Below are 1805 nucleotides of genomic sequence, written 5' to 3'. Positions count from 1 at the left end.
ACGATCAATCACGACTCGTTGATCACTGCGCCTGACCAGACGCCGATCCGAATCCCACCACCCCACGGGGCACTATCGATTAGTTCCTCGAACAATCGAGGGAAGCGAGCGAGGTCGGCTACGGTTTGGCAGAAGTTTGGGGATTTCTGACTGGGTAAAAGGAAGTCGATGAGCATCGAGGCCCACCTATCCGTGCGGTCAAAAGTTCTTCCCGCAAGGACGGCTTCGCTCACGCGTGTGTACTCGCGTATCCGGTCCAGGTCGTCGACGGTACGCAGCTGCTGAAGCCTCCTAAGTAACAGCTTCTCCCTGCCCTCGGGTTCCGGTTGATCGGTAGCGACGGTCACGATCGTCGTCCACGAGCGATCCGAGCGGTAGACGTCGTCCAAGCCGCGGTTGGTCTCGTGGAGGAAGTCCGCCAATCGACTCTCGGCGCCGAGGGCGCGTAACTCCCCGGCCAGCGATTTCTTGGTGGTAGCAAGGATCGCCAACTTGATAGAGCGGAGGACTTCGGCGCGGGTGACCTCGTCCAGAACGATCCGGGAAGCGCCCGGGAGTGAGGGAAACCCGACGTCTAGATCCGACTCAAGCCGACGCCTCGATAGCCCTGTCATGGCGTGGAACCGGCCGGCCACATTGAAGTCGGCCCGATGGTGTCCAACAAAGTCCAAGACGATCAGGACCGCCTTGCGAGGCGAGCGCCGCAAGCCGCGTCCGAGTTGCTGGATAAACACAGTTGAGCTCGCAGACGGGCGCAGCATGAGGACGACATCAACTGAAGGGATATCGACACCTTCGTTGAAGACATCGACGGTGAAAATGCAACGCAACTCGCCATCTTTGAGGCGCTCGACGAGGGCGCGACGCTCGTCGGGGTCGGTGGTACCGACGATGGCAGCAGAGGGAAGTCCGCGCGCAGTGAATGCTTCGGCCATGTAATTTGCGTGGTCGACTGAGACGCAGAAGCCGAGCGCCCGCATCTGGGTCGGGTCCAAGACTTTCTCTCGCAGGGCTTTAATAATGAGCAGGGTTCTGGCGTCGTTGCCGGTATACAGGTTAGAAAGGGCCCCGGGACTGTACTGGCCGGCAGCCCACTCGATATCACGCAGGTCTGTGTTGTCGGAGATGCCGTAGTAGTGGAATGGGCAGAGTAGATCCTGTTCGAGCGCGTCCCACAGCCGCAGTTCATATGCGGTTCGTCCGCCGAATAGTGCTCGAACGTCGACGCCGTCCGCCCGCTCTGGCGTGGCGGTCAACCCGAGCACTTCCCCGGCGTTGAAGCGCGAGAGGAGGCGTCTGTAGCTTGCGGCCTCAGCGTGATGGAACTCGTCGATGACGAGGACGTCCCAGTCCTCAGGAGCGTGGCTCTCCCGGTCGAGCGATTGCACGCTGGCGAAGACGTGCTTCCAGTGGCGTGGCCGCTCGCCTCCTACAAACAATTCACCGAAGGAGCCATCACCAAGTACTGCGCGATATGTCCGCAGTGCCTGGACCAGGATTTCTTTTCGGTGAGCTACGAAAAGCAACGAAGGCTGTTTGCCGTCGACCTTCTCTGACAGCGCCCGGTAGTCGAGTGCTGCTACGACGGTCTTGCCGGTGCCCGTGGCCGCGACCAGAAGATTTCGGTGGTGGTTGAACACTTCTCGTTCGGTCGCAAGTGCGTCGAGCATCAACTGCTGGTGACCGAACGGGCGTACCTCCAAACCCGAAAGAGTGACGAGGACAGAGTGAACCGCCCCAGGTTTCCCGCCGCATCCTTTTCGAGTCGAGGAGGATGGCTGCATGCCGAAGAAGATCGATCCCGC

At 60.4% G+C, this 1805-nt stretch carries 1 protein-coding gene; it reads right to left on the bottom strand.

Annotated features, from left to right (window positions below; translation table 11 throughout):
* Positions 1–8: 8 nt before the first annotated feature.
* Positions 9–1805 (bottom strand): DEAD/DEAH box helicase (locus tag R4P08_RS18355; protein ID WP_317815303.1); only part of this gene is annotated, 1797 nt, incomplete at its 5' end.

The organism is Rhodococcus sp. IEGM 1408, from assembly GCF_033142235.1.
Lineage (GTDB): Bacteria > Actinomycetota > Actinomycetes > Mycobacteriales > Mycobacteriaceae > Dietzia.
Note: the sequence above shows the minus strand (reverse complement) of the source record. Positions and strands in the feature narration are given on the sequence as shown.